The sequence below is a fragment of the Agrobacterium sp. 16-172Ci genome (assembly GCF_053522725.1).
In genome coordinates, this window is the sequence record NZ_JBNWBW010000017.1 from 58534 (window position 1) to 76330 (window position 17797).

General features: G+C 56.9%; 20 protein-coding genes, 1 tRNA gene and 1 pseudogene. 6 read left to right on the forward strand and 16 right to left on the reverse strand.

Translation table 11 applies throughout. From position 1 onward, the window contains the following. Positions 1 to 229: 229 nt before the first annotated feature. From rplL to ACQZ40_RS15965, 7 genes are all read right to left on the reverse strand, one after another. The gene (gene rplL / locus ACQZ40_RS15935; protein ID WP_004442635.1) at positions 230 to 607 is read right to left on the reverse strand and encodes a 50S ribosomal protein L7/L12; all 378 of its coding nucleotides are present in this window, start codon (positions 605 to 607) and stop codon (positions 230 to 232) included. Positions 608 to 666: 59 nt separating this feature from the next. Continuing rightward, the gene (rplJ, locus tag ACQZ40_RS15940; RefSeq protein WP_003523725.1) at positions 667 to 1185 is read right to left on the reverse strand and encodes a 50S ribosomal protein L10; all 519 of its coding nucleotides are present in this window, start codon (positions 1183 to 1185) and stop codon (positions 667 to 669) included. A 355-nt stretch (positions 1186 to 1540) separates the two neighbouring features. Then, entirely contained in the window at positions 1541 to 2236 is a 696-nt protein-coding gene (rplA, locus tag ACQZ40_RS15945; protein ID WP_003523724.1) for a 50S ribosomal protein L1, read from the reverse strand. A 2-nt stretch (positions 2237 to 2238) separates the two neighbouring features. Next, on the reverse strand, positions 2239 to 2670 hold the full coding sequence (gene rplK, locus ACQZ40_RS15950) for a 50S ribosomal protein L11 (RefSeq protein ID WP_003523723.1): 432 nt from the start codon (positions 2668 to 2670) through the stop codon (positions 2239 to 2241). Positions 2671 to 2814: 144 nt separating this feature from the next. Beyond that, positions 2815 to 3345 carry a transcription termination/antitermination protein NusG gene (gene nusG / locus ACQZ40_RS15955; protein ID WP_003523721.1) on the reverse strand — a complete coding sequence of 177 codons (531 nt, stop codon included), beginning with the start codon at positions 3343 to 3345 and terminating at the stop codon, positions 2815 to 2817. Positions 3346 to 3390: 45 nt separating this feature from the next. Beyond that, positions 3391 to 3591, reverse strand: coding sequence for a preprotein translocase subunit SecE (gene secE, locus ACQZ40_RS15960; RefSeq protein ID WP_003523719.1), 201 nt, complete (start codon positions 3589 to 3591; stop codon positions 3391 to 3393). A gap of 186 nt (positions 3592 to 3777) precedes the next feature. Next, positions 3778 to 3853: transfer RNA gene (locus ACQZ40_RS15965), tRNA-Trp, on the reverse strand. A 186-nt stretch (positions 3854 to 4039) separates the two neighbouring features. Between ACQZ40_RS15965 and ACQZ40_RS15970 the strand changes: the two genes are divergently transcribed. After that, positions 4040 to 4627, forward strand: a complete 588-nt coding sequence (locus tag ACQZ40_RS15970; RefSeq protein ID WP_174036175.1) for a histidine phosphatase family protein — start codon at positions 4040 to 4042, stop codon at positions 4625 to 4627. A gap of 69 nt (positions 4628 to 4696) precedes the next feature. On the opposite strand, the gene tuf is transcribed toward ACQZ40_RS15970, so the two are convergent. Further along, the gene (gene tuf / locus ACQZ40_RS15975) at positions 4697 to 5872 is read right to left on the reverse strand and encodes an elongation factor Tu (RefSeq protein WP_003525183.1); all 1176 of its coding nucleotides are present in this window, start codon (positions 5870 to 5872) and stop codon (positions 4697 to 4699) included. A 402-nt stretch (positions 5873 to 6274) separates the two neighbouring features. Here tuf and ACQZ40_RS15980 point away from each other — a divergent pair, with 402 nt between their 5' ends. Next, positions 6275 to 6907, forward strand: a complete 633-nt coding sequence (locus ACQZ40_RS15980; RefSeq protein WP_003522456.1) for a TerC family protein — start codon at positions 6275 to 6277, stop codon at positions 6905 to 6907. A gap of 472 nt (positions 6908 to 7379) precedes the next feature. Here the strand turns inward: ACQZ40_RS15980 and ACQZ40_RS15985 are convergent, their stop codons facing one another. Next, positions 7380 to 7748: an MliC family protein gene (locus ACQZ40_RS15985; protein ID WP_142845319.1), complete on the reverse strand. Its 369-nt coding sequence runs from the start codon at positions 7746 to 7748 to the stop codon at positions 7380 to 7382. A 625-nt stretch (positions 7749 to 8373) separates the two neighbouring features. Then, positions 8374 to 8823, reverse strand: coding sequence for a hypothetical protein (locus ACQZ40_RS15990; RefSeq protein ID WP_065655883.1), 450 nt, complete (start codon positions 8821 to 8823; stop codon positions 8374 to 8376). Positions 8824 to 9141: 318 nt separating this feature from the next. Between ACQZ40_RS15990 and ACQZ40_RS15995 the strand changes: the two genes are divergently transcribed. From ACQZ40_RS15995 to ACQZ40_RS16005, 3 genes and pseudogenes are all read left to right on the forward strand, one after another. Further along, entirely contained in the window at positions 9142 to 9468 is a 327-nt protein-coding gene (locus ACQZ40_RS15995; protein ID WP_078051907.1) for a BA14K family protein, read from the forward strand. 129 nt (positions 9469 to 9597) lie between these two features. Then, positions 9598 to 9792 (forward strand): hypothetical protein, encoded by a 195-nt coding sequence (locus ACQZ40_RS16000; protein ID WP_035263387.1) that lies wholly within the window; start codon positions 9598 to 9600, stop codon positions 9790 to 9792. Between the two features lie 126 nt (positions 9793 to 9918). After that, positions 9919 to 10274: pseudogene (locus ACQZ40_RS16005) on the forward strand (anti-sigma factor); the annotation flags it as partial. A 59-nt stretch (positions 10275 to 10333) separates the two neighbouring features. Here ACQZ40_RS16005 and ACQZ40_RS16010 read toward each other — a convergent pair. Genes ACQZ40_RS16010 through ACQZ40_RS16020 form a run of 3 tightly spaced genes read right to left on the reverse strand, consistent with a single transcriptional unit; the run spans position 10334 to position 13273 of the window. Beyond that, positions 10334 to 11380, reverse strand: a complete 1047-nt coding sequence (locus ACQZ40_RS16010) for a sensor histidine kinase (RefSeq protein WP_065655881.1) — start codon at positions 11378 to 11380, stop codon at positions 10334 to 10336. Between the two features lie 4 nt (positions 11381 to 11384). Next, positions 11385 to 11822: a response regulator gene (locus ACQZ40_RS16015; RefSeq protein ID WP_006316407.1), complete on the reverse strand. Its 438-nt coding sequence runs from the start codon at positions 11820 to 11822 to the stop codon at positions 11385 to 11387. Continuing rightward, entirely contained in the window at positions 11819 to 13273 is a 1455-nt protein-coding gene (locus ACQZ40_RS16020; RefSeq protein ID WP_448748268.1) for a sensor histidine kinase, read from the reverse strand. Before ACQZ40_RS16020 ends, ACQZ40_RS16015 begins: the two co-directional genes overlap by 4 nt. Before the next feature lie 160 nt (positions 13274 to 13433). Here ACQZ40_RS16020 and ACQZ40_RS16025 point away from each other — a divergent pair, with 160 nt between their 5' ends. After that, on the forward strand, positions 13434 to 13856 hold the full coding sequence (locus tag ACQZ40_RS16025) for a response regulator (RefSeq protein WP_236772207.1): 423 nt from the start codon (positions 13434 to 13436) through the stop codon (positions 13854 to 13856). A gap of 54 nt (positions 13857 to 13910) precedes the next feature. On the opposite strand, the gene ACQZ40_RS16030 is transcribed toward ACQZ40_RS16025, so the two are convergent. From ACQZ40_RS16030 to ACQZ40_RS16040, 3 genes are read right to left on the reverse strand one after another with little or no spacing between them, the layout of a single operon-like run. Next, the gene (locus tag ACQZ40_RS16030) at positions 13911 to 14927 is read right to left on the reverse strand and encodes a sensor histidine kinase (protein WP_448748269.1); all 1017 of its coding nucleotides are present in this window, start codon (positions 14925 to 14927) and stop codon (positions 13911 to 13913) included. Beyond that, the gene (locus ACQZ40_RS16035) at positions 14917 to 15372 is read right to left on the reverse strand and encodes a response regulator (protein ID WP_065655878.1); all 456 of its coding nucleotides are present in this window, start codon (positions 15370 to 15372) and stop codon (positions 14917 to 14919) included. The genes ACQZ40_RS16030 and ACQZ40_RS16035 overlap by 11 nt, the downstream gene beginning before the upstream one ends. Further along, positions 15365 to 17575 carry an ATP-binding protein gene (locus ACQZ40_RS16040; RefSeq protein ID WP_448748270.1) on the reverse strand — a complete coding sequence of 737 codons (2211 nt, stop codon included), beginning with the start codon at positions 17573 to 17575 and terminating at the stop codon, positions 15365 to 15367. Before ACQZ40_RS16040 ends, ACQZ40_RS16035 begins: the two co-directional genes overlap by 8 nt. Positions 17576 to 17797: the final 222 nt, after the last annotated feature.

A 17797-nucleotide genomic window follows, 5' to 3' on the forward strand; every position in this document is an offset into this window, starting at 1 on the left:
ACGGACGGGAACCGATGGCCAGTCGATCCCGTCAAGCAATGGGTATCATCAATCTCGTTCCACATCCCGGATCGATCAGGCCGGATTGCCTAGATGAGCCGGTTCGGAACCATTCTCTTGAAGAACCCATTACCCAAAAGCCATTTTCACGCGGCTTTTGGGTAATGAGTTTTAAAAACGATGACGACGGAAAGGGGCATGAAGCCCCTTCCCGCCAGCAATCGCAAGATTACTTAACGTCAACCTTGGCGCCTGCGTCCTCAAGCTTCTTCTTGAGATCAGCAGCTTCAGCCTTGGAAACGGCTTCCTTGACCGGCTTCGGAGCGCCTTCAACGAGGTCCTTGGCTTCCTTGAGGCCGAGGCCGGTGATGCCGCGAACTTCCTTGATGACGTTGATCTTGTTGGCGCCAGCGTCAACCAGGATAACGTCGAACTCGGTCTTTTCTTCTTCCGGAGCAGCAGCAGCAGCAGCGCCGCCAGCAGCAGCAACGGCTACCGGAGCAGCAGCGGAAACGCCCCACTTTTCTTCGAGAAGCTTGGACAGTTCTGCAGCTTCCAGAACGGTCAGCGAGGAGAGGTCTTCTACGATCTTTGCGAGATCAGCCATTTTGATAGTTCCTTTTGTTCAGTTCGAACCAGTTTGAATATTTACAGCGAAAAACCGCCTTAAGCGGCTTCGTCCTTCTTGGCGTAAGCCGAGAACACCCGTGCCAGCTGGCTTGCAGGTGCGGCGACAACCGTAGCGACGCGAGTTGCCGGGGCATTGAGAAGGCCCAGCAGCTTTGCGCGCAGCTCGTCCAGCGAAGGCAGGGTCGCAAGCGACTTGACTGCTTCGGCGTTGAGCGTGGTTGCACCCATGGCGCCACCGAGAACAACGACCTTGTCGTTGGTCTTGGCGAAATCCATGACGACTTTCGGAGCGATCATCGGGTCGACGCTGTATGCAATCAGCGTCTGGCCCTTGAAGAGATCTGTCATCCCTTCCGACTCCGTGCCCTGAAGAGCGATCTTGGCCAGGCGGTTCTTCGCGACCTTGACGGTGCCTCCGGCAGCGCGCATCTTCGAACGGAAGTCGTTCATCTGCGCAACGGTGACACCAGCATAGTGGGCCACGACAACCGAACCGGAAGCCTTGAAGACTTCGTTCAGCTCCGTGACGAATTCGCGTTTTTCCGCTCTTTCCACTGTCTGTCTCCAGTAGACGGGAACACAACATGTGAACCCGTCGGGTTTGCCTTTGCCCCAAGGGACCTTTTTACAAAGATCCCGAGCGACGCTCGAGGATCCTGTCCCCCGCTCTGTCGCCGCAAACGGCTTCAGGCACAGGCACACCAGGTTCGAACCGGACAGTCAGGCATCGTTTCGATGCCTCAAATCCAGCCTCACCCGTCTCATGCAGGTTGAATGATTAAGGCCAGGTCCCGAAAGACATGGCCACCCGCAATCTCGGACAGGAGTTCCGGGTTTCCCCGGAAATCTCCGGCTCCTGGGAGCCGGAAATTCTTTTATTCACACTTCCCTCGGGAAGCGCGAGAATTGATTAAGCCGTAACCGACGAAGGGTCGATCTTGACGCCCGGACCCATGGTCGAGGAAATCGCGACGCGCTTGACGTAGTTGCCCTTGGCACCGGTCGGCTTTGCCTTGATGACGGCATCGGCGAAAGCCTTGATGTTTTCTTCAAGAGCCTTGGCGTCGAACGAAGCCTTGCCAACGCCAGCGTGTACGATACCGGCCTTTTCGACGCGGAACTCGACAGCGCCGCCCTTGGACGCCTTGACGGCGCCGGCAACATCCATCGTCACCGTACCGACCTTCGGGTTCGGCATCATGCCACGCGGGCCGAGTACCTTGCCGAGACGGCCGACGAGCGGCATCATGTCCGGGGTCGCGATGCAACGATCGAAGTCGATCTTGCCGCCCTGAACGATTTCAACCAGTTCTTCTGCACCAACAACGTCAGCACCGGCAGCCGTGGCTTCATCAGCCTTGGCGCCACGGGCGAAGACGGCGACGCGAACGTCACGGCCGGTGCCGTTCGGCAGGTTGACAACGCCACGAACCATCTGGTCCGCATGGCGCGGGTCAACGCCGAGGTTCATCGAAACTTCAACGGTTTCGTCGAACTTGGCAACTGCACGTTCCTTGACCATCGAAATGGCGTCGGTGAGGACGTAGAGCTTGTTCGGATCCACGCCTTCGCGGATCTTCTGAATGCGCTTTGCTACCTTGGCCATGATCAACCTACCACTTCCAGGCCCATGGCGCGGGCGGAGCCCTCAACCATTGCCATTGCGCCTTCGATGTCGGCTGCGTTCAGATCCTTCATCTTGGCTTCAGCGATCGTCTTGACCTGAGCCTTGGTGATGGAGCCGACCTTGGCGCCCTTGCCAGGCGTCTTGGAACCGGAGGTAATCTTCGCTTCCTTCTTCAGCCAGTAGGTCATCGGCGGCTGCTTCATGACGAAAGTGAAGGACTTGTCCTGGTAATAGGTGATGACGACCGGGATCGGCATACCCTTTTCCATTTCCTGCGTGGCGGCATTGAACGCCTTGCAGAATTCCATGATGTTAATGCCACGCTGACCAAGTGCCGGACCGATCGGCGGGGACGGATTGGCCGCCCCGGCCTTTACCTGCAACTTGAGCTGGCCTGCAACTTTCTTAGCCATATCTCTCTGCCTTTCAATTCAAACCGGTTACCCGGCTTCTCTTAAGCCGGATTGCTCCGGCGGCTGCGGTTGCGTGGTGCGGCGCCCTGCCCCGGCTTAAAGAGCCAGTTAGCCTTCCACGCGCTTGGGGCTTCGCCCCGCCAATCAGACCTTCTCGACCTGATTGTATTCCAGCTCGACCGGCGTAGCGCGGCCGAAAATCGACACTTCCACCTTCAGGCGCGAACGCTCTTCGTCGACATCCTGAACCACGCCGTTAAACGACGCGAACGGACCGTCGGAAACGCGAACCTGCTCGCCGATCTCGAACGAAACCGAAGACTTCGGACGCTCGACACCTTCCTGAACCTGACCGAGGATACGCTCGGCTTCATAATCGGGAATCGGAACAGGCTTGCTGTCCGAACCGAGGAAACCGGTAACCTTCGGCGTGTTCTTGATGAGGTGATAGGCCTCATCCGTCAGGTTGGCGCGCACCAGCACGTAACCTGGAAAAAACTTGCGCTCGCTGTCGACCTTGCGGCCACGACGCACCTCAACCACCTTTTCGGTCGGCACGAGGATTTTCTCGAAAAGATGATCCAGACCCTTCTGACGGGCCTTTTCCTCGATCGACTCGGCGACCTTCTTTTCAAAATTCGAATATGCGTGAACGATATACCAGCGCGCTGCCATTTTTATTCTCCGTTCGATCCTTCCACCGGGCCTTTGACCGCGCCGTTACCGGCCTACGTTCAGCACCAGGCTGAGCAGCCAGCCGATGAGCTGATCCGCAGCAAAGAAGAACAGAGCCGCAAAAATGACCATCACCAGCACCATAGCCGTCGAAATCATGGTCTCGCGGCGCGACGGCCAAGTGATTTTTGACGCTTCGGCGCGAACCTGCTGCAGAAACGTAAACGGATTGGTTTTGGATGCCATTGACTGCCCACGCAATTACGGCGCGTAAAGCCGATACTGATCAGCCCCACGCACCGCGTGTCTGTTTTGACCCTACATAAACACCGATTCCCTTTTTAACAAGAGGAAATCGACATTCCGCGAAATTCGCCGGAAATCCGGCACCCATCTGCCATGCAGCGAGGACCCGCGCTTGCGAATGGAAAGTGGCAGGGGCAGAGGGGCTCGAACCCCCGACCTGCGGTTTTGGAGACCGCCGCTCTACCAACTGAGCTATACCCCTTGATCACCTGAACCAGCCGCGAAATCGCTTGGCCAATTCGGTATGCGCTCCTTTAAGGTGCAGGGAAAAGAATGGCAAGTGTGTTTTTTGTTTTTTCACATTGTCTGGCAAAATACCCCGGCATGCCCCTCCCACGGGGTACATCGTTCAATTCGCTGATCTTCCCCGCATTTCACAGGAACGCCCATGAGCATCTATCTCGTCCGTCACGGCCAGACCGAATTCAACGCCGTTCGCCGCTGGCAGGGTCAGGTCGATTCGCCTTTGACGGAACTGGGGCGGCAACAGGCGATGCGCATGGGCCGCAGGCTCGCCGCGCTGATCGAAACCGATGAAGTCCATATTTTCTCCAGCCCGCTCGGCAGGGCGAGGCAGACCTGCGAAATCGTCGCAGGCGAAATCGGCATGATCGACGGCATCACCCTCGATCCTGGCCTGATGGAGATCGGCTTGGGGGTATGGGACGGCATGACGGATTACGAGATCGATTATGAATATCCCGGCATGCGCGATGGGCTGGATCGATACGAGTGGTTCTTCCACGCGCCCGGCGGTGAGACATTCGAAAGAATGACAAGCCGGGTGGCCCGCAGCCTGGAGACCATTCAGCAGAGACAGGCGCGCGATGCGATCGTCATCTGCCACGGCATCACCAGCCGCCTGTTGCGCGGCGTCTATGCGAACCTTCCAAAGGAGGAAGCATTGCGCCTCGATGTGCCACAGGACGCATTCTTCCACCTCAAGGATGGCGACATCGTCCGCATCGACTGCTGAGCCCTTTCAGGCAATAAAAAACCCCGCCGTTTCCAGCGGGGTTTTCTTCAATCCCTTGCGGGTTTGAAATTACTCGACGATCGAAGCGACGATGCCTGCGCCGACGGTACGGCCGCCTTCGCGGATAGCGAAGCGCAGCTTTTCTTCCATCGCGATCGGAACGATCAGCTCGACGTCAACGGTCACGTTGTCGCCAGGCATAACCATTTCCGTGCCTTCCGGAAGCGTAACGATGCCCGTTACGTCCGTCGTGCGGAAGTAGAACTGCGGACGGTAGTTCGTGAAGAACGGCGTATGACGGCCGCCTTCTTCCTTCGTCAGGATGTAGGCTTCAGCCTTGAACTTCTTGTGCGGCTTGACAGAACCCGGCTTGCACAGGATCTGACCACGCTCGACGCCGTCACGGTTAACACCGCGAACCAGTGCACCGATGTTGTCGCCGGCCTGGCCCTGGTCGAGCAGCTTGCGGAACATTTCAACGCCGGTAACCGTCGTCTTCGAGGTCGGACGAATGCCGACGATTTCGACTTCTTCGCCAACCTTGACGATACCGCGCTCAACGCGACCCGTCACAACCGTACCACGGCCGGAGATCGAGAACACGTCTTCGATCGGCATCAGGAACGGCTGGTCGATCGGACGCTCAGGCGTCGGGATGTAGGCGTCAACCGCAGCCATCAGCTCGCGGATCGCGTCTTCGCCGATCTTCTTGTCCGAGTCTTCAAGAGCAGCAAGGGCCGAACCCTTGATGATCGGGATATCGTCGCCCGGGAAGTCGTAGGACGACAGAAGTTCGCGAACTTCAAGCTCAACGAGCTCGAGAAGCTCGGCGTCGTCAACCTGGTCGACCTTGTTGAGGAACACGACGATCGCCGGAACGCCAACCTGACGGGCAAGCAGGATGTGCTCGCGGGTCTGCGGCATCGGGCCGTCAGCAGCCGAGCAAACCAGGATCGCGCCGTCCATCTGGGCAGCACCGGTGATCATGTTCTTCACGTAGTCGGCGTGGCCGGGGCAGTCGACGTGCGCGTAGTGACGGGCAGGCGTTTCGTATTCAACGTGCGCCGTCGAAATCGTGATACCACGGGCCTTTTCTTCAGGCGCGGCGTCGATCTGGTCATACGCCTTGAATTCGCCGAAGAACTTCGTGATCGCTGCCGTCAGCGACGTCTTGCCATGGTCAACGTGACCGATCGTGCCAATGTTGACGTGCGGCTTATTGCGCTCAAACTTGCTCTTTGCCATGTGAATTGCTTCCTGTGAACGTGAAGTAGTTTCCCCGGCGTACCGGTTTGGTGTCGCCGTTTAAGGCTTTGTAAGCGAATGCGCAAGACTTAATTGTGAAAGCGCCTTCGCGCGCGCCCTAAGCGTGCCTTGAGGCCCGTATATGGTATCTGATTTGCGACATTCAAACCTTCGCAAGGGCGAAGCGGACATCGGCCCGACGAGCCCTTCCTCCCGAATAGCCGATCACTAAATAAGATATTTCTATCACAACTTCTTTACCTGCACCGGCATGATGGCTTAAGGACATTTCATCGCCGGGGGGAGACGGGCGACTGGAATCCGGCGCAGGCGCGCCATCCCAAGCCATATCTCGATCCGTCGCTTCCTTCGCGACCTCTCTATCCGTTTCAGGACCATCCCATGGAAATCTTCACAGCCGCCGGTTTCACGGCATTCTTACAGGTCATCGCAATCGACCTCGTGCTGGCGGGCGACAACGCCATCGTCATCGGCCTTGCCGCCGCCGGTCTGCCCGCCCACCTCCGCCGCAAGGCGATCCTGGTCGGCATCATCGCCGCCACGGTTCTGCGCATCGGCTTTGCCGCCGTCACCGTGCAGCTTCTCGCCATTGTCGGCCTGCAATTGTTCGGCGGCCTGCTGCTCGCCTGGGTGTGCTGGAAGATGTGGACGGAACTGCGTGAGGCCGCAGGCTCCATCGAAGACGAGGTGACGGACGAAGAGGCCGACCTGACGAAGGGTCACAAGACCTTCTTCCAGGCCGCAACCCAGATCGTCATCGCCGATGTTTCCATGTCGCTGGATAACGTCCTTGCCGTCGCCGGCGCCGCGCAGGAACATGTGACGGTGCTCATCATCGGCCTCGTCGTTTCGATTGCACTCATGGGTCTTGCCGCCAACTTCGTCGCCAAGCTGCTGCACCGCTATCGCTGGATTTCCTATCTCGGCCTGATGGTCATCATCTACGTCGCCCTCAACATGCTGTATCACGGCACGCTCGAGGTTCTGCCCTATCTCCAGCCCTATCTGAGCTGAAACGACCAGCAGACACGCTTCTCCACGAGGCCCGGAAACGCCAGTTTCCGGGCTTTTTTCATGGCCTGCGCCCATCAGGCCCCCTCACCCTCCTTGCCGTCGCAGGACAGGAAGAATCAATCGCCGCGTTTGCTGCAACATCGGGAGAAGACAGGGAAATCGTGAATTTTCGCCGATGGATTCTGGCAATTGAGGTCAGCCACGGGCAAGCCTAGGGAGCTAGTCAATAAGTCATAATAATAAAAAGAAAGGTAAAGCTGCCAATGGCTTATGACTGGAGCGGCGGTCGTACCCGCCGCCTTCGCAGGGTGAGGCTCGGTGTTGTCGCCAGCTCTCTTATCCTGCTGGCGCTTCTTGCGTCGCTCGTTCTTGGCTGAACGCGCCGCGCGCGCACTCCCACGCTGACCGGCGGCATGGCAAGGTTTTCAAAAAACCGCCCTGCCGCCGCTCCTTTGCGGGAAGGAGCAGATGCTCAGGATTTCCTGGCCTCGACGCAATGAACCGGCTTCTTCATCTCCGGATCCGCCATCAGATCGTAAAGATCCGCCTCCTCGCCCTTCGACCACCAGACATAAATACCGCCCTGATATTTGGCACCTGACCCGGCAATGACATTTGCGGCAACGGTGACGCCATCCTTCAGCCCAAGCCGCACGAGGCTGATCTCACCGGCATTGAAATAGACGGCCTCCACCTTGTCGGCGGCGCATTGGTAGACGGTCTCCACCTTTTCAACCGTCGTGTCATTCGGGAGCGGAATCACCAGCTCTTCAGCCATGGCGCCGGTAGCGACCGACATGGAGAAAGCTGCAAGGCATGTCGCGGCAACGGATTTTTTCATGATGACCCTTTCCTGATCTCACCGAACCATAAGGTCACGCCAGCAAAGCCGAAATGGGGCGGCCGCCTCTCACCATATCAAATTTTCGGGAATATCGGCCTCGCAGGCATGTGGCGGCTTTATCGCCGCACAGGCCCTGCGGCACTTTCATTCAGGCCGGCAAGCTGTGATAAAACCTATCGAAACAGCCAATAAACGACGCCAAGGATCACCGTCCACATCAGCAGCGATATGGCCAGCACGGTGAGATAGTTTCGAAATCGTCTGGTCATCCGCCCACATTGCCGGCGAGCCGTCATCGGACAGCCGCAGCCGTTGAATTGCTGGATGCGGATCAAGCCGCAGGGTCAAGTCTTTCTATCAAGAGACTGAATCGCAAGCCATTCGCAGATTTTACCCGCCCGAAAACGGGGTTGCCCCATGCGACACGTTTCCCCTCCAAGGAATGGACTCATCCGCGATCAGGTCCTGATCGCGGACAGGAAGGGATATCCGCATCTGCCGGCGAATGACGGCAAGGAGAAAAGGGGCGAGGAGAAACGGTCGCGACCGAATCGACTCGCGCGTTATCCGAAACCGTGCCGGATAACGCGCTAACGCCAGAGGTAATCGGCCCCCGCCTGTCTCAGCTTTTCAGGGCCGTGTTGCACAGGCTCCAGTAGCCGCCGCCCTTCTGGATCCATTTCAGATCGCCGAGCGTGCCGTCATTCTTGTTCTTGTGATAGGAGTCGACACAGGTTTTCAGGCGCGCCTTTGCGGGCGTCTCGCTTGAGTATTTCTTATCGACAGCACTCGGGAAAGCGACGCCCTTCGGGGCCTTTGTCGTCGCTTTTTCGGGTTCTTTTTCGGTGGTGGCCGCGACCTGCTTGTCGTCGGCCGCATCCTCGGCTGCCGCCTCGCTGCCGCAGAACTTGGCGCGATAGTCGTTCCACTTGACGTCCTTGGCCGACCCATCGGCTTTCGCCGCCTGATATTTCACGCTGCACTCCTTCATGGTGAGTGCGGCTGCGGGGGAGACAAACGCCGCCGATGCCAGCAGCGCAAAGGATGAGAGAATGACAACCCTGTTAAACATTGAAGACTCCCGTTTGCATGATTGCCGGCCGACTATCTGACCGGATTTTCCGCTTGTCAACGAGCAGTGCGAAAGGACGGAGAAGCGAAGCAGGCGGGAATGGAACTTGCTCACCGGACACATCATTTTCCCGTTGAAGGCAGCATCGCACCGTCATCATGAAAGCCGCCGCAGGACCGAAAGCATCCCAATATTGCCGCTTCAACCGCCTCCCGCGCCCAGCCTGGAGAATCACGTGTTCGTGTGGCGTCAATCCTTCGCCGGAACGAATTTCCTAAGTTTTCGTTAGCATACCGAACGAATAACGAGGATTTATCGATGTTGAGGATGCCGAAGACCATCTCCGCGCTCGCTCTTGGCGTCGCGATATCTGCCGCTGCTGTCGTGCCCGCCCATGCGTTGAGCCTCATACAGCCGGCCTACGAAACACAGGCGCAGGCGCAGAATTCAAATCAGCGAGGCTACCCGGCGTCTGCCTTTGCGGCAGGCAAAGGCGAAGAAGCCGTGCCTAACGGCTACGCCCTGTCTCAAGCCGAGATCAACCATATAAAATGGTGTGCGGCGCGTTACACATCCTACCACCCCACCGACAACAGCTATATGGCGCCTGCCGGCACGCGGACGCAGTGCCGCTCACCCTATTGATTCGGTGAGGCCCGGGGGAACATCTCCAGCCCGGGCCGTTGCCGACAAGATAAAATTTACCTTAAATTCGACTGATCTGAACCTTTTGCCCGGCGAACCGTTTGAACGCGTGCCAACGGGGAAAACGCGATGTTCTGGAATCTGGAAAAGCTTGAGCAGGAGCGACTTGATCTGATCGAGGTCATCACGGCCCTGCGTCGCGTGGAGCGCCTGTCGAAAACGGATCGCACCTCGATCTTTGAGGAAATCACGGCGCATATGGGAAGGCTGAGTGAACTGGACGCGGAAAAACTGCGGATCCAGTCGGCGCTGGAGCCATCCTGAAGACGCCTCTGCATGGCCGGAGCCCCCAAACGCAGTCAGACCTCATAACAGGGCGCTCAGGAAGAACGCTTCCTACAGCTGGAAAATGCCAGAAGACGGTCGCATGTTTCCGCCGAGGCTAAACGCACCAACCCGCTTGTGGCTGAGCTTGCGACAACCGACAGTCAGGTCAATCTCCTTGCGTCCTACGATGCGGAATCGGGCCGGATGCGTATCGTACCGGTCGCAACCGGCAAGACGGACGAAAAATCGTTAGAATTGTGGCTCGTCATGGATGGGGCAAGACACGCTTGCTTGGCGTTTTCCAGCCGGGCACGAACGGCGACCTCGTCATTCCCGCCGACATGCGCGGCACCATAACGGATGGAACGACCTTCGCAATCAGCGTGGAGCCCTTTGGAGGCTCTCCGACCGGTCAGGCAACCGGCCCGTTCATCGCTATCGGCACGGCGCGGCATCTGCGAGTTTTCAAACCGGTTTAGCACCGCCTGAGAGAAGCTTCTGCGCCGCTCTCATTATTGGCGGTGGTAAAAGCTGAAAATCAATCCTGCCGCTTCTCATGCCATGTCATCGTAAAACGCGTTCCCTGCCTCAGTTCGGGATGCGTATGGGTCTGCTCGACACGTGCACCGATATTCTGCGCCATCGCCATGATCAGCTTCGTACCGAGGCCTGTGCCACGCGGAGTCGAATTTGACGGCACGCCGACGCCGTCATCCTCCACCAGCAGAACAAACTGTCCATTATCTTCGGAGAGTTTGACGCGAACCGTACCGGTCTGGTCAGGATAAGCATATTTCAGCGCATTGGTCAGAAGCTCGGTTATGATGACACCAAGCGCCACGGCATGATCCGCCTTGAGATCGATTTCGCAAAGCGAAGTCTCGACCGTGACGGAAGAAGAGCCGGGCACCGCCTGGAACAGGTCGCCGATGATGGAGGTTAGATAGGAACTCAGGGAGACCAGCCCGACATTGGCGGTATTATAGAGGCTGCGGTGCACGCCGGCGATGGCCGAAATCCTGCTTTGCGTTTCCAGCAACGCGGTTTCCGCTTCCTGCGATTTCAGGGTGTTTATTTGCAAGCGGATCATGGCCGACACCAGCGATAGGCTGTTCGCGACACGATGGTTCATCTCCTTCACCATCATTTCCGCGTGTTCTTTGGCCTTTACCAGCAAACGATCGGCCTCTTCCTTGGTCTGGCGCAGGCGATGGTTTTCCAATGCCTGCTCGATTGCCGTGAGCAGAAGCGGAAAGAAGTCGTCCCCGACATTCTTGATGACGTAGTCGGCAGCACCCGCCTTGAGCGCGTCTATGGCGATCTGGGCCTCGTTGGACCCCGTCACATAGAGAACAGGAGCCCTTGCCGGTATCGTCTGGATCGCGGCAAGAAATTCCATGCCAGTTGCCGTCTGGAAATAGTGGTCGAGAACGACGACATCGAACTGCCCGTTTTGAAAAAGCTCGAGACCGGAAGCGACCGAGGTGGCGTGAACCACCTCCATACCGTGACGACCAAGAACGCGGCTCGAAAGCCGAGCCAAAGCCGGGTCGTCATCGACGTACAAAACGCGCAAAGCCATCATGCCTTCAAGGTATCTGAATTACGGAAAAGAACAGGCCGAGATTTTTGATGGCGTTGGCAAAGCCCTCATAGTCGACCGGCTTGGTTATATAAACATTCGCGCCAAGATCATAGCATTTCTGAATTTCAGTCTCATCGTCGGTCGTTGTCAAAACCACCACAGGCAAGCGGCGTGTATATTCATTGCTCTTGATCTGCTCGAGAATGTTAAGGCCCGACATATCCGGAAGATTGAGATCGAGCAGGACGAGAAGATAGCGGTCCTTGCTGACAAGCCCATCCCGACTTTCGCCTAATATGAAATCCAGCGCCTTGGCGCCAAGCGTAAAAGGCACAATCTCGTTGTTCACACCGGCACGCCGCACATTCTTCTCGATCAGCCGGGCATGGCCTTCGTCATCTTCGATCATCACGATCGTTACTTCCTGACCGGTCGCTTTCATTTTTCGCCTTCCTTGGTGACTCGTCTGAGATCGCTCGGCATCAGCAGGATGAATGTACTGCCCTCACCGAGTTTAGACTCGACTTTAATGTCACCTCCTAAATTTCTGATTAGCGAACGAACATGCGCGAGACCAATGCCCTCTCCCGGCTGGTCCTGACTGCCCGCCCGGCGAAAGAGCTCGAAAACCCGTTCAAGATCCTGTTCGCCGATACCGCGCCCGTTGTCGGCGACCTCGATACAAATCGCCCCCCGCCCGGCTGGATAGGCTCGTGCCGTCAGCCTCAGCGGACGGCCAGGCATCTGGTATTTCACCGCATTGTCGAAAAGATTTCCAAGAATCTGATCAAGGGATATTCGATCGGTCACGATCGTCAGCTTCGGCGTATCGACCTCAATCTCACCGCCATTGGCGTTGATCTGGTGACGCACCGTCTCAGACAGCGACGAAAGCAACATTTCGACATCAACCTTTTCCGGCTGTAGCTTTCGCTGGCCGTCGCGGGATATTTTAAGGATGGCGTTGATCAGCTGATCCATTTTGCGGGTAGACGAGCGAATGAAGCCGATAGCCTCTGGAATATCCTCTTCAACAGCCAGCCGCGCCTCACGGATAACATCTTCCGGCAGCGACTCGCCATCTGCGAGAACATAACGGCTCACCGGCTTCAGCGATGTATCGAATTCGGAGAGGAAGCCCATGATATTGACGAGCGGCGCGCGCAGGTCATGCGTTACGATATAGGCGAAGCGCTGAATTTCCTGATTGGCTCGCCGGAGATCGCGCGTTCTCTCCTCTACACGTTCTTCAAGATGACGATTGAGTTCATCGACATCCTCCCGCGACCTAGTCAGGGCGCGGATATAGGTGAAGACAAGGAAGATCGAACCACCGACCACAATGAGGATGGCGAGCGCACCGCCGACCGTCACCCACCGCAGCGTATTGGCAGCCCCCAGCTGATCCGCAACGATGATGCGCAAGCGATCATCTGTGTCCGATTGCAGGTCAGACAGAATACTCCTGATCTCGTTCATGAAGCGTTTGCCGTCATTATTGCGAACGACCTCAACCGCCTCCGTTATTCGGCCCGCACGCTGCAGATCTATGGTCTCGCGGGTCTCGGCCAACTTCGCGTCGATTGCCTGCCTCAGGCCCGAAAGAGACTGCTTGTATTGCTCGTCTTCCGTCAGAAGATCGAAAAGTCTTGACTGGCGTTGAGGCAAGCCACGCAGGGCTTCTTCATAAGGCAGAAGATAATCGCGATTATTGGTCAGCAGATATCCCCTCTGGCCGGTTTCGATGTCCTGCATCGTCGTCAGCACATCCAAAACAGCGGCACGGAAACGTCGGAGTTCCGCTGTTTCCTGGGAATAGCGGTTATTCACCTGCACAAGCCACAACGACATGGAGACCATGCCAATCAAAATCGCAACACCCACGGCAAGCATCAAAAGGCTTCGTTGGGCAAACGGTGAAAAACCAGTCACAGAAACACATTCCCGGTAGGCACGAATTGAGTTTGCAAACTAGAGTACGACGACATCACAGGCGACTGTTTTCTTTTTATTTATGGAAGGAACCAGTTGGGGACTTAGGGGTTTTGCAATGTTGATTGGCGGTGCCAGACTGAGTCCAAATGACGAAAATGCGGTAACAATGAGCTATAGTTTCCAGGGAAAACAAATCCTCGTGTTGGAGGACGACGCGCTTCTGGCGATGGATATGGAGGATTTCCTTTCCGATCTGGGAGTCAATGTCGTCGGGCCGGTTTCGCACATCGGTGCCGCCCTGGAGAAAATAAACGACACCGATCTGGATGGCGCCGTCATCGATCTCAATTTGCGAGGCGAATTGTCCTTACCCGTCATTGAAGAGCTCAAGGCGGCAAACATCCCCTTCGTCATCTGCAGCGGATATGCGGAGATACCCGGGGTCCGCGCGCAGCTCGACGGGCTGACGGTCGTCTCCAAACCCTGCGATTTCGACAATCTGTCGCGTGTTCTGGCGAACGAGTTTTCACTGACCAACTAAGTGCGGGGCCAATCTCGGTCTGATGCCCCACTCGGCTTCTTTTCGTCTGGCGACTTAGTTCAGGGGAAAAATGACCTGATATCGCAAGCCGTCGCGATCATAGCGAATTTCGCTTTCCGCCTGCAATTCGTATTGCACACCCCTTGTTATCAGGGTTGTTCCAAATCCGGTCTCCTGCGGCACGGAAACAGGCGGGCCGCCACTTTCCTGCCACCGCAGGTCGATGCAGTCATGGCCGTCTCCGTTCAGAATCTTTCTCCAGACAACCTCGACCTTTCCGTTTGCGCCGGAAAGAGAACCGTATTTCTGGGCATTTGTGGCTAGCTCGTGCAGGATCATCCCCAGCGCCAGCGCCGATTTCGGCGACACCTGTACGTCATCCGGACCGTCGAGCTCGATCCTGCTCGCAAAGGTATTATGCGGCTCGATCGCCCGCGTCACGACATCCCTCAGATTCGTCTCACCCCAATTACTCTGAAAAAGCAGCGCATGGCTCTCCGCGAGGGCACTCACGCGGGCCACCAGCCGTTCTTGGTAATCCTTGATGGAGGTGCTGCCTTTGGCCGTTCTGCGAATGATTGAAACGACCATCGCCATCGTGTTCTTGACGCGATGGCTGAGCTCACGGACGAGCAGCTCCTTGTGCAGCTCCGCCCGCTTTCGCTCCTGTTTCTCCCGGGCTTCCGCCAGCGCGCGCTCGACAGCGGATGGCAGTCTCACAAGCCGCTGCTTGAGAACATAATCCGTCGCCCCGCGGCGGAATGCATCGATCGCCGCGTCCTCGCCTAAGACACCGGACACGAAAATGAACGGCGTATCGGGTCTTCTCGCCATAACGACATCGAGCGCCGACATGCCATCGAAGTCCGGCAAGGAGAAATCCGCGAGAATGATATCGAACTGCTGTTTTTCCAACGCCTCAATGAACGATGCCTTGCCGACGGCTCTCGTTACCGCAGGTGGCGGCGAAAGGCGTGAAAGCTGTTCTTCGATCAGTTCGGCATCCACAGAACTGTCTTCCAGGAGAAGAAGTCTGCTTGCCTCCATTCGCGACACCGCCTCATCCGCCATTGCGATGTGCACCCGGTGGCGGTTCGTTCAGAAGAGCCCAGAAGACGCCAAGATCCTGTATCGCCTTGAAGAACTGGTTGAATTCCACAGGCTTGACGACAAAAGCGTTCACGCCGAGTTCGTAGCTCCTAACGAGATCCTGTTCTTCTCGCGAAGACGTCAGCATGACGACCGGAATGTGCCGCAAGTGATCGCTGCCCTTGACCGTCTGCAACACCTCAAGCCCATCCACTTTCGGCAGTTTGAGGTCGAGAAGAACTACCGCCGGATCACCAGCCGAGCGGTTATGATAGCTACCGGTTACATTCAGATAGTCGAGTGCCTCGGTGCCATCGCGTGCCACCACCACCTCATTCGCCAATTGGCATTTTTCAAGAGCGGTCAGCGTTAGTTCCAGATCGCGTGGATTGTCTTCCACCAGCAGAATGGGTCTGAGTTCAGGCAATTTTTTCCTCTTCAACTTTCATAACCGGCAATGTGAAGAAGAACGTGGCTCCCTCACCGACAGTTCCCTCGGCACCGACCGAACCGTGATGGCGTTCGACAATTCGTCGCACCAGCGCCAGTCCAATGCCCGTTCCCTCGAAATCCTCTACCCGCTGCAACCTTTGGAACACACCAAAAAGCTTGCTGTAATAGGCCATATCGAAGCCAACACCATTGTCTTCGACCGAATAAGTGACGTCATCCTCGGTTTCAACCGCAGAAATGGTGATGATCGAGACCGGCTCCCGAGACGAATATTTGATGGCATTTTCGATGAGATTGTACCAGACCTGCCGCAGCAGGGTCGCATCCCCGAATATCACCGGTAACTCTCCGATGCGCCACTCGATCTGGCGATCCGCAACGGCGGGCGCCAGAGAGCGACGAACTTCGCTCACCACCTTCTGCATATCCACGGGTTTCAGGGTGAGTTGCGTGCGGCCAAGCTGTGAAAAATTCAGGAGATCATCCACCAGCCTGCCGGCACCCAGCGCCGCCTCTGATATCATCTGCAGATAATGCAGGGATTTCTCGTCCAGAACATTGCTGCGCTCCCGCAGTAACTGCGCAAACCCGACAATATGACGGAACGGGGCACGCAGGTCGTGCGAAACGGAATAGGAAAATGCCTCCAACTCTTTGTTGGTCCGCTGCAATTCCCGTGTCAGATCCGCCATCTCCTCGGCCTTGCGCAGGACAATGCCGATGATCGCGCTGCGAAGCTCCCTCGCCGCCGCAAGCTCGGCCTCCGACCAGGGAGATGACGTATTGCGCAATTGCTCCTTCCAGATTTCAAAGGACTTGCGCGGATGAATGCGCCCGCTCTCCTGCACCGTCTTGTGCGGATCACCGCCCCAGCGCACCGTTTTTATGACTTCCGGCCGAAACCAGATAAGCCAACTGCCGTGCAATTCCGAAACCCGCATCGCAATAATTCCGCTTGCGGCGGCAGCATAGGCCTCAGCGGCAGCGTAATCGCCGGCCAGATTGTCGGTTGCAAAAACATCCACAACGTCCTTCTCTGCGAACCATAAGACAAGCTCTTCAACTTGCTGCCGTGACGGCGTTCTGCCGACAAGTTCATAGTCGTCGCCAAGGACGAGTGCAGCGCCGTCCGCTCCCACCTGTTTCAGCAGGTCGTTTTTTTCGTCGTCACCCGCAAGCAGTCCATCAACCCATTTTTCGGCGGCGGCCATGCCTTTCAAGAGACGCGCCTGAATTTGGCCGAGCTCCACCCGGCGGAATGCATCCTGGGAACTCTGCTCGGCCGCGATCCGCATAGACAGGAGCTGTGCCGCAAAATCACAGGCTTCACGGACGGCAAAGGATGCCGAATGGGGTGTCGCATGGTGGCAGGCGATCAAGCCCCACAGAGTGCCATTAACGATGATAGACACGGACATCGAAGCGGCCGTGCCCATATTGCGCATATATTCGAGATGAACCGGCGACACGCTGCGAAGCTGCGAAAAGCTCATATCGAGCACAGCTCCCGTTTCCGCATTGACCGGCGGTCTGATCGGGACAGGCTTATAATCGACATCGGGAATCATTCGCAGGCGATTGATGGTGTAGAGCTGCCGCGCCTGCGGCGGGATATCGCCCGCCGGAAAGCGAAGTCCGAGATAAGACGGCAAAGTCCCGCTTCCGGCTTCCGCCACGACATGGCCGCTCCAGTCCAGTCCGAAATCATAAATCAAGGTACGATCATAACCGCTGATCGAGGACACCAATTGCGCGGTCCGCGAAAGAGCGTCCTCCAGCGACGGCGCGCTGTTCAGATATTGCGCCAGATTGGTAAGTTCGCCCATCAGCTTTTCAGCCGACTCGCCCTCTCTTGCCTTTTCCACCTCGAGAATAACCAAAGTCCCTGATCGATGCGCCGAAACATCGAGTTTCTTTTCGGCCCACGCATATCGGAAGTTGCTCTCTTCGGAGGAATACCAGGCGGAGAGTGCGGAGATGAAAGGCAAGATTTTTTCGGTGACGACGACCCCGATTGGCAAGGCCACACCAATATAGTCGGCAAGATTATCGCTCGCCTGCACCAGGGAAAATTCCCGCGCGGACAGAGCCAGAAGGGCCCCATGTTCCTGAATAGCACCGGGAATGTGGATGGGCTCGGCGCCGCAACTATCCAGTTTCGGCGTATTTGAACTCATAACTTTCTCCAGCCGCTCTCTTTGCAAGAACGTTCGACCTGCTCAAAAGATGCCGCCAACCTATTGATTATTGCGAAGATGTAAACGCTCGTTTTGGCAAGAGGTTGAAATGGCGCCCATATGACGTCAATGCGATTCATGGCTGGCAGAACCGTGACGGTGAAAAGCTCGCGTGCCGGACCATCCCACAGAAATAGGCGCTACACGCGCACGGCAAAGCGA

What these genes read in the sequence shown, in the direction of transcription:
- rplL (WP_004442635.1), bottom strand. Translation starts at nt 607, where the DNA reads ATGGCTGATCTCGCAAAGATCGTAGAAGACCTCTCCTCGCTGACCGTT.
- rplA (WP_003523724.1), bottom strand. Translation starts at nt 2,236, where the DNA reads ATGGCCAAGGTAGCAAAGCGCATTCAGAAGATCCGCGAAGGCGTGGAT.
- rplK (WP_003523723.1), bottom strand. Translation starts at nt 2,670, where the DNA reads ATGGCTAAGAAAGTTGCAGGCCAGCTCAAGTTGCAGGTAAAGGCCGGG.
- nusG (WP_003523721.1), bottom strand. Translation starts at nt 3,345, where the DNA reads ATGGCAGCGCGCTGGTATATCGTTCACGCATATTCGAATTTTGAAAAG.
- secE (WP_003523719.1), bottom strand. Translation starts at nt 3,591, where the DNA reads ATGGCATCCAAAACCAATCCGTTTACGTTTCTGCAGCAGGTTCGCGCC.
- ACQZ40_RS15970 (WP_174036175.1), top strand. Translation starts at nt 4,040, where the DNA reads ATGAGCATCTATCTCGTCCGTCACGGCCAGACCGAATTCAACGCCGTT.
- tuf (WP_003525183.1), bottom strand. Translation starts at nt 5,872, where the DNA reads ATGGCAAAGAGCAAGTTTGAGCGCAATAAGCCGCACGTCAACATTGGC.
- ACQZ40_RS15980 (WP_003522456.1), top strand. Translation starts at nt 6,275, where the DNA reads ATGGAAATCTTCACAGCCGCCGGTTTCACGGCATTCTTACAGGTCATC.
- ACQZ40_RS15985 (WP_142845319.1), bottom strand. Translation starts at nt 7,748, where the DNA reads ATGAAAAAATCCGTTGCCGCGACATGCCTTGCAGCTTTCTCCATGTCG.
- ACQZ40_RS15990 (WP_065655883.1), bottom strand. Translation starts at nt 8,823, where the DNA reads ATGTTTAACAGGGTTGTCATTCTCTCATCCTTTGCGCTGCTGGCATCG.
- ACQZ40_RS15995 (WP_078051907.1), top strand. Translation starts at nt 9,142, where the DNA reads ATGTTGAGGATGCCGAAGACCATCTCCGCGCTCGCTCTTGGCGTCGCG.
- ACQZ40_RS16000 (WP_035263387.1), top strand. Translation starts at nt 9,598, where the DNA reads ATGTTCTGGAATCTGGAAAAGCTTGAGCAGGAGCGACTTGATCTGATC.
- ACQZ40_RS16010 (WP_065655881.1), bottom strand. Translation starts at nt 11,380, where the DNA reads ATGATGGCTTTGCGCGTTTTGTACGTCGATGACGACCCGGCTTTGGCT.
- ACQZ40_RS16015 (WP_006316407.1), bottom strand. Translation starts at nt 11,822, where the DNA reads ATGAAAGCGACCGGTCAGGAAGTAACGATCGTGATGATCGAAGATGAC.
- ACQZ40_RS16020 (WP_448748268.1), bottom strand. Translation starts at nt 13,273, where the DNA reads ATGCTTGCCGTGGGTGTTGCGATTTTGATTGGCATGGTCTCCATGTCG.
- ACQZ40_RS16030 (WP_448748269.1), bottom strand. Translation starts at nt 14,927, where the DNA reads ATGGCGGATGAGGCGGTGTCGCGAATGGAGGCAAGCAGACTTCTTCTC.
- ACQZ40_RS16040 (WP_448748270.1), bottom strand. Translation starts at nt 17,575, where the DNA reads ATGAGTTCAAATACGCCGAAACTGGATAGTTGCGGCGCCGAGCCCATC.